This window comes from Mycobacterium sp. 1245852.3 (assembly GCF_001669335.1).
Lineage (GTDB): Bacteria > Actinomycetota > Actinomycetes > Mycobacteriales > Mycobacteriaceae > Mycobacterium > Mycobacterium europaeum_A.
Genome location: NZ_LZLL01000563.1, coordinates 1 through 7,934, shown reverse-complemented (window position 1 = coordinate 7,934; position 7,934 = coordinate 1). Strand labels below are relative to the sequence as shown.

General features: G+C 70.4%; 5 protein-coding genes and 1 pseudogene. 3 read left to right on the top strand and 3 right to left on the bottom strand.

The features are described from left to right. The 3 genes and pseudogenes from A9W96_RS26300 to A9W96_RS26290 all read right to left on the bottom strand — a co-directional run. Positions 1–637 (bottom strand): annotated as a pseudogene (locus tag A9W96_RS26300) (phosphoketolase); the annotation flags it as partial. 44 nt (positions 638–681) lie between these two features. Then, positions 682–1,542, bottom strand: coding sequence for an SDR family oxidoreductase (locus A9W96_RS26295; RefSeq protein WP_067144220.1), 861 nt, complete (start codon positions 1,540–1,542; stop codon positions 682–684). A 109-nt stretch (positions 1,543–1,651) separates the two neighbouring features. Beyond that, complete coding sequence (locus tag A9W96_RS26290) at positions 1,652–2,569, bottom strand: undecaprenyl-diphosphate phosphatase (RefSeq protein ID WP_066872820.1); 918 nt, start codon at positions 2,567–2,569, stop codon at positions 1,652–1,654. 214 nt (positions 2,570–2,783) lie between these two features. On the opposite strand from A9W96_RS26290, the gene A9W96_RS26285 reads away from it, so the two are divergent. From A9W96_RS26285 to A9W96_RS26275, 3 genes are all read left to right on the top strand, one after another. Next, a complete protein-coding gene (locus A9W96_RS26285) occupies positions 2,784–5,186 on the top strand; it encodes a CaiB/BaiF CoA-transferase family protein (RefSeq protein ID WP_067144218.1) in 2,403 nt (800 codons plus the stop codon). An 82-nt stretch (positions 5,187–5,268) separates the two neighbouring features. Next, positions 5,269–6,753, top strand: a complete 1,485-nt coding sequence (locus A9W96_RS26280; RefSeq protein ID WP_067144216.1) for an acetyl-CoA acetyltransferase — start codon at positions 5,269–5,271, stop codon at positions 6,751–6,753. A gap of 114 nt (positions 6,754–6,867) precedes the next feature. Beyond that, the coding region (locus A9W96_RS26275) for an NAD-dependent epimerase/dehydratase family protein (protein ID WP_156765424.1) at positions 6,868–7,934 on the top strand (1,067 nt) is incomplete at its 3' end.

The window sequence follows — 7,934 nt, the reverse complement described above, 5'->3', positions numbered from 1 at the left end:
TGAGCGCCAGGATGGGCAGCACCGCGCCGTCGGTCACCGGGTTGAGGAACTTGTTGGAGTGCCAGCTGGCGGCCAGCGGCCCGGTTTCGGCCTCGCCGTCGCCGACCACGCAGGCCACCACCAGATACGGATTGTCCAGCGCGGCGCCGTAGGCGTGCACGAGCGCGTAGCCCAGCTCACCGCCCTCGTGGATGGAGCCCGGCGTCTGGGCGGCGACGTGGCTCGGGATGCCGCCGGGGAAGGAGAACTGCCGGAACAGCTTGCGCAGGCCCTCGGTGTCCTCCTCGATGCCGGTGTACACCTCGCTGTAGGTGCCCTCCAGGTAGGCGTTGGCGACCAGCCCGGGGCCGCCGTGGCCCGGGCCGGTCACGTAGATGACGTCGGCGTCGCGGTTGCGGATGATCCGGTTCAAGTGCGCGTAGACGAGGTTGAGCCCGGGCGTGGTGCCCCAGTGCCCCAGCAGGCGCGGTTTGACGTGTTCGGTGGACAACGGCTGGGTGAGCAGCGGGTTGTCGAGGAGGTAGATCTGCCCCACCGAGAGATAGTTGGCAGCGCGCCAGTATTTGTCGATGAGAGCGAGTTCGTCGTCGGAGAGCGGAGATTGCGCGGGCACGGAGGTTCGGGTTTCTAGGCTCACTGGGCCGATTGTGCGCGCCTTCGGCGCACAATGCTCGTGCGCGGCTAGTCTTCGCCGCGGGCGCGGGCCTCGTACGCCTGCCGCTTGGCCACGTCGACGTCGTCGGTGAAGACGTGATCGCCGCCGAGCATCCGGTTGAGCCCCTCGGCGATTCGACGCGGCCAGAACTTCTGGGAGACCACCATCGCGCCGGCCGCCTTGGTGATCCGCACCCGCGGCTTGGGGTGGGCGACCAGGTTGACGATCGCGTCGGCGATCTCGGCGGGCTCGGCGTTGCGGAAGCCCTTCATGCCGGGGGTGCCGGCGACCAGCTCGGTGTTGACGAACGTCGGTAACACCAGGGAGAACTTCACCCCGGCCTTGCGGTACTCCAGCCGGGCCGAGTCGGTGAACGCGACCACCGCGTGCTTGCTGGCGCAGTAGGTGGCCAGGCCGACGATGTAGAGCTCACCGGCCAGCGAGGCGACGTTGATGACGTGCCCCGTGCCGCGGGGGACCATGCGCTGGGCGGCCAGCTTGCTGCCCAGCATCACGCCATAGACGTTGATGTCCAGAATCCGGCGGGTGACCGCGTCCGGCTCGTCGATGACTCGGCCGACGGGCATGATGCCGGCGTTGTTGATCAGCACGTCGATCGGGCCGAGCTGCCGCTCGACCTCGTCCAGGAAGTCGGCGAACGAGTGGGGGTCGGTGACGTCGAGTTTTCCGTAGACGTCGAGGCCCAGGTCGGCGCCCGACTCCTTCACCCGCACCTCGTCGACGTCGCCGATGGCGACCTTGGCGCCCAGCTTGTGCAGCGCGGTCGCGGTGGCCAGTCCGATTCCCCGGGCGCCGCCGGTGATCACGATGACCTTGCCTTTCAGCCGGCCCCTGCCCTTCACGCCGACGGAAGCCGTATCTGCCATTCCTGGTCCCCTCCAGATTCTTGACGGGTGTCAACTTCGCCAGTGGGCTAAGCACAGCACTCGAAGTCGCCCCGCGCAACAATCCCCAGATGACCGGTAGCCCGCCGGTTCAGCGCAGGGCAAACCAAACCAGGCTGGCCCCGCCGGCCAGGGCGCAGTAGATCGCGAACGGCGTGAGCGTCCGCGTCTGGAAGTAGCGCGTCAGGAAGCGCACGGCGAGGTAGGCGCAGACGAAGGAGGCGACGCTGCCGGCCAACACCTGGCCCCCGATCCCGGCGCCGAGCGGCCCGAAGAGTTCCGGGATCTTGTACACCCCCGCGGCCAGGATGATCGGGGTCGCGAGCAGGAAGGAAAACCGCGCCGCGTCCTCGTGCGACAGGCCCCGCCACAGCCCGGCGACGATGGTGATTCCCGAGCGGCTGATGCCGGGGAACAGCGCCAGGATCTGCGCCGCACCGATCACCACGCCGCGGGGCAGCGGCAGTTGGGCGAGCCGGCGGTCCGACGCCTCGTCGCCGTGTTCGAGTTCCTGGCCGGTCGCCGCCGGCCCATCCGGTTCGGGCGCGACCCGCCGGCGCAACACTTCTCCCGCGTAGAGCGCGATCCCGTTGAGCAGCAGGAAGGCCGCCGCGGGGACCGGCTTGCCCAGTGTGGTGCGGAACAGCTGTTCTAGCGCCAGCCCCGCCAGGCCCACCGGGATGGTGCCGCCCACGATCAGCCAGGCCAGCCGCTCGTCGGGCGTCCGGATCCGGCGATGACGCAGCGAGGTGAAGAACCCGGTCAGGATGCGCACCCAGTCACGCCAGAAGAACAGCAGCAGCGCCGCGGCGGTGGCCACATGCAGGCCCACGATGAACGCCAGGTAGGGCGATTTGGGGGCCGAGACGCTGAGGTCCTGGGCCCATCGCCCGCCGGCCAGCGCGGGCACCAGCACCGCGTGCCCCAGGCTGGACACCGGGAACAGCTCGGTGACGCCTTGGAAGGCGCCGACCACCACGGCCTCGAGGTAGCTCAGGTGCGCGGTCATACGGGATGCCTCCATGAGACGACGGGTGGGCCTGGCGGATCGGCCTGTGACGATAGCCGACGCCGCGCCGGCGCGGGTCTTCGACCGACCACCGACCACCATCACCGGTGCGCCGAATCAGCTTGCCCACCCGGCACTTTGGCCGCGCCGGCGATCGATCCGCATGGGGAATGCCCGACGGGCAGCCGCCTGACCAGGCAGGTACGGTGTCCAGATGGCCGACGGGCTGCTCGATGCCGTGCGTGTGCTCGACTTGTCGAGCGGCGTCGCCGACGCGGTCACCCGCCTGTTCGCCGACCTGGGTGCCGACGTCCTCAAGGTGGAACCGCCGGGCGGATGCCTGGGACGCGATGCGCTGCCCACGCTGCGCGGCGCCAGCATTCCGTTCGCCGTGCACAACGCCAACAAGCGCAGCACGGTGCTCGACCCGTTCGATGACGAGGACTGCGCCCGCTTCCTGGCACTGGCCGCCGAGGCCGACATCCTGGTGGACACCGGCGCCGACGAGCGCGGTGCCATGTTCGGGACCTCGGGCGAGGAGCTGGCGGCCCGCTACCCACACCTGGTGGTGCTCTCGATCACCGACTTCGGTGCGACGGGGTCGCGGTCGTCCTGGCGCGCCACCGATCCGGTGCTGTACGCGATGTGCGGCGCGCTGTCGCGGTCGGGCCCCACCACCGGCACGCCCGTGTTGCCGCCGGACGGCATCGCTTCGGCGACCGCCGCCGTCCAGGGGGCGTGGGCCGCGCTCGCGGCGTATTACAACCGATTACGCTGCGGCACGGGCGATTACATCGACTTCTCGTGGTTCGACGCCGTCGTGATGGCGCTCGATCCCGCGTTCGGCGCGCACGGGCAGGCCGCCGCCGGCGTCCGCCGCAGCGGGCGGTGGCGGGGCCGGCCGAAGAACCAGGACGCCTACCCGATCTATCCGTGCCGGGACGGCTACGTCCGGCTGTGTGTGATGGCGCCGCGGCAGTGGCGCGGCCTGCGGCGCTGGCTGGGGGAGCCGGAACAGTTCCAGGACCCGAAATTCGACGCGATCGGCGAGCGGTTCGCGGCCTGGCCGCAGATCAGCGAGCTGATCCGGGAGCTGTTCGCCGGGCAGACCATGCAGGATCTGGTGGCCGCCGGGCAGGCCAACGGGGTGCCGATCGCCGCGGTGCTGACGCCCGCACGGATCCTGGGGTCCGAACACTTCCAGGCGGTGGGCGCGATCACCGAGGCCGAACTGGTCCCCGGCGTGCGCACCGCCGTGCCGACCGGATATTTCGTCGTCGACGGCCGCCGCGCGGGTTTCCGGACGCCGGTCCCCGCCGCGGGAAGCGACGAACCTTATTGGCGCGCCAACCCGTCGGTGGTGCCGTCGTCCTCGGGCCGGCTCGGCGACTATCCCTTTGCCGGGCTGCGGATTCTGGATCTGGGCATCATCGTGGCCGGCGGTGAGCTGAGCCGGTTGTTCGGCGACCTGGGCGCCGACGTCATCAAAGTCGAAAGCGTCGATTACCCGGACGGACTGCGGCAGGCCCGGATCGGCGACGCGATGAGCGAGTCGTTCGCCTGGACGCACCGCAACAACCGGGGCCTGGGATTGGATCTGCGCAGCGCCGAGGGCAAGAAGATCTTCGGCCGCCTGGTGGCCGAGGCCGACGCCGTCTTCGCCAACTTCAAGCCGGGGACCCTTGGGGCACTGGGGTTTTCCTACGACGAGCTGCGCGCGCTCAACCCGCGCATTGTGCTGGCCGAAAGCAGCGCGTTCGGCGACACGGGGCCGTGGAGCGCGCGGCTGGGCTACGGCCCACTGGTGCGCGCCACCACCGGGGTCACCCGGCTCTGGACGTCAGACGAGGCGACCGACGACGCCGCCGCGGGCCGGCACGGGTTCTACGACGCGACGACGGTCTTCCCCGACCACGTGGTGGGCCGGGTCACCGCGATCGGGGCGCTGGCCGCGCTGATCCACCGCGACCGGACCGGCCGGGGCGCCCACGTCCACATCTCGCAGGCCGAGGTCGTGGTCAACCAACTCGACACGCTGTACGTCACCGAGGCCGCGCTGGCCGCGGGCGTCACGCAGATCCGCGAGGACACCGGGCTGCATGCGGTCTATCCCTGCGCCGGTGACGACGAATGGTGCGTCATCTCGATCCGGTCGGACGACGAATGGCGCCGCGCCGCTTGGGTTTTCGATCACGCCGGGTGGGCCGACGACCCGCGCTTCGCCACCGGCGAGGCGCGGCTGGCCCATCGCCGCGAGCTGGTGGAGCTGGTCTCGGGGTGGACCCGCACCCGTACCCCGTTGCGGGCCGCCGAACTGTTGCAGTCGGCCGGGGTCCCGGCGGGGCCGATGAACCGCCCGCCGGACGTGCTCGAGGACCCCCAGCTGGTGGCGCGGAACGTCTACAGCCCCATGACGCATCCCCTGATCGACAATCCGTTGCCGGCCGAGACGGGTCCGGCGCCGTATCGCCACATCCCGGCGGCCCGGCACGCCCCGGCGCCGCTGCCCGGCCAGCACACTGTCGAGATCTGCCGGGAGGTGCTCGGGATGAACCCCGCGGACATCCAGCGGCTGCTCGACGACGGCGTCCTGTCCGCCCCGGCCGACACCGTCTAGCGGTCGAGCCCGCAGCGCCACCCCGGGGCGCCACGGCGAGGCCCGACGGGACCAGATCCATAGCCACGCTAAATTCGTTCCCATGAGCGTCGACCCCACGACCCCGGTGTTGATCGGCTACGGCCAGGTCAACCATCGCGACGAGATCGACCCGCAAGGCCGCTCGGTCGAGCCGATGGACCTGATGGTCGCCGCGGCCGGGCAAGCCGCCGACCCCGCGGTGATCCAGGCCGTCGACTCCATTCGCATCGTCAACATCCTGTCGGCCCAATACCGCGACCCGGGCCTGTTGCTCGGCCAGCGGATCGGGGCGACGGACTTCAGCACGCTGTACAGCCCCGTCGGGGGCAACGTGCCACAGTCGCTGGTCAACCAGGCCTGCCTGGACATCCAGCGGGGTCACGCCCGGGTGGTGCTGCTGGCCGGCGCCGAAACCTGGCGCACCCGGCGCGGGTTGCGGGCCAAGGGCGCCAAGCTGGTGTGGACCGAGCAGGACCACTCGGTCCCGATGGCCGAAATCAGCGGCGACGACGTCCCGATGGCCGGTGACGCCGAGATCAGGATCTCCCTGGACCGGCCCGCCTACGTCTATCCGCTGTTCGAGGAGGCGCTGCGGATCGCGAACGGCGAGTCGATCGACGATCACCTCGAGCGCATCGGGGCGCTGTGGGCCCGGTTCAACGCCGTCGCGGTGGACAACCCGAACGCTTGGATCCGCAAGCCGTCGAGCGCCGACGAGATCCGCAGCGCCGGTCCGCAGAACCGCATGATCAGCTGGCCCTACACCAAGCTGATGAACTCCAACAACATGGTCGACCAGGGCGCGGCGCTGGTCCTGACCTCGGCCGGGGAGGCGACCCGCCTCAAGATTCCGGCCGAGCGGTGGGTTTACCCGCACGCGGGCACCGACGCCCACGACACGCCGTCGGTCGCCGAACGTCACGAACTGCACCGCTCGACGGCGATCCGGATCGCCGGCGCGCGGGCGCTCGAGCTGGCCGGCGTGGGTATCGACGACATCGACTACGTCGACCTGTACTCCTGCTTCCCCTCCGCGGTTCAGGTGGCGGCGGCCGAGCTCGGGCTGAGCGCCGACGATCCCGCCCGCCCGCTGACGGTGACCGGCGGTCTGACGTTCGCGGGTGGACCATGGAGCAACTACGTGATGCATTCGATCGCCACCATGGCGGAGTTGCTGGTGGCCAATCCGGGCCGGCGCGGCCTGATCACCGCCAACGGCGGCTACCTGACCAAACACAGCTTCGGCGTGTACAGCACCGAGCCACCGGCCGAATTCCGTTGGGAAGACACGCAATCCGCCGTCGATCGGGAGCCGACGACCGACGCGGCGGTCGGGTGGGAAGGCGTCGGCACCGTGGAGGCCTGGACGACCCCCTTCGACCGCGAGGGGCGGCCCGAGAAGGCTTTTCTGGCCGTCCGTACGCCCGACGGGGCGCGTGCGCTGGCCGTGGTCACCGATCCCGCCGCGGCGCAGGAGTCGGTGCGGGAGGACATCGGTGGCGCCAAGGCGGCCGTCGCCGCGGACGGCAGCGCGACGCTGCGATAGCCCCGGCCGGCAACATCACACCAGGTCGGCCGAACCGTTACCGGACCAACGGTCGCGTAGCCCACGCCGACTTGCCTATTGTTGAATGCTGAGGGTTGGGGGAGGTGAGCCCAGGTGCACATCCTGGTTACCGACGCCACCGGCGCACTCGGGCGGCTGGTCGCTGGGCAGCTGATCGCTGCCGGGCACACGGTCACCGGCATTGCTGAACTGCCTCATCCATGCCTGGACCGCAACGTCGAGTTTGTTTGCGCGTCGCTGCGCGATCGGGTCCTGCGGGACCTGACCGAAGAGGCCGACGCGGTGATCCACCTGGCCCCCATCGACCCGACCGCCCCGGGCAGCGCGGACATTGACGGCCTCGCACGGGTGACCGATGCCGCCGCCCGCGCCGGGTCCCGGCTGCTGTTCGTGTCGCAGGCCGCCGGCCGGCCCGAGCTGTACCGGGCGGCCGAGGACCTGGTCTCGTCGAGTTGGGGCCCCACCGTCGTGGTCCGGATCGCGCCACCGGTCGGTCGCCAGCTCGACTGGATGGTGTGCCGCACCGTGGCCACCCTGCTGCGCGCCAAGGTCTCGACCCAACCCATGCGGGTGCTTCATCTCGACGACCTGATGCGCTTTCTGGTGTCGGTGCTCGACACCGACCGCACCGGTGTGGTGGACCTCGCCAGCCCGGACACCGTCAACCTGGTCACCGCCTGGCGGGTGCTACGTGCCGCCGACCCGCGGTCCCGGCTGCATCGGGTGCGTAGCTGGTCGCAACTGGTCCCCGAGATGGATGTTTTTGCCGCACAAGAAGATTGGTCGTTCCAGTTCGGCTGGCACGCGCTTGACGCGGTCGCCGACACCGCGCGCGGACTCGTCGGTCGCCGAGTCGACACCGCGGGCGCGATCAATCACGGCGGGCGGCTCGCGCTCCCGGTCGAGGTGCTGGCCCACTCCCGACGGCCTTCCGAGGACGCCCGCAGTGCGGCACCGGAAGGCATCGAGGGCGAATTCGACGACCAGATCGATCCGAGGTTTCCCGTCTTCAGTGCGTCCCCCCTCAACGAGGCGCTGCCCGGACCGCTCACCCCGATCACGCTTGACGTCCAACTGAGCGGATTGCGCACGGCGAGCAGGGTATTGGGCCAGGCGCTCGCGCTCGGCGGCGCGGTGGACGAGGAATGGGCCAGCCGGGC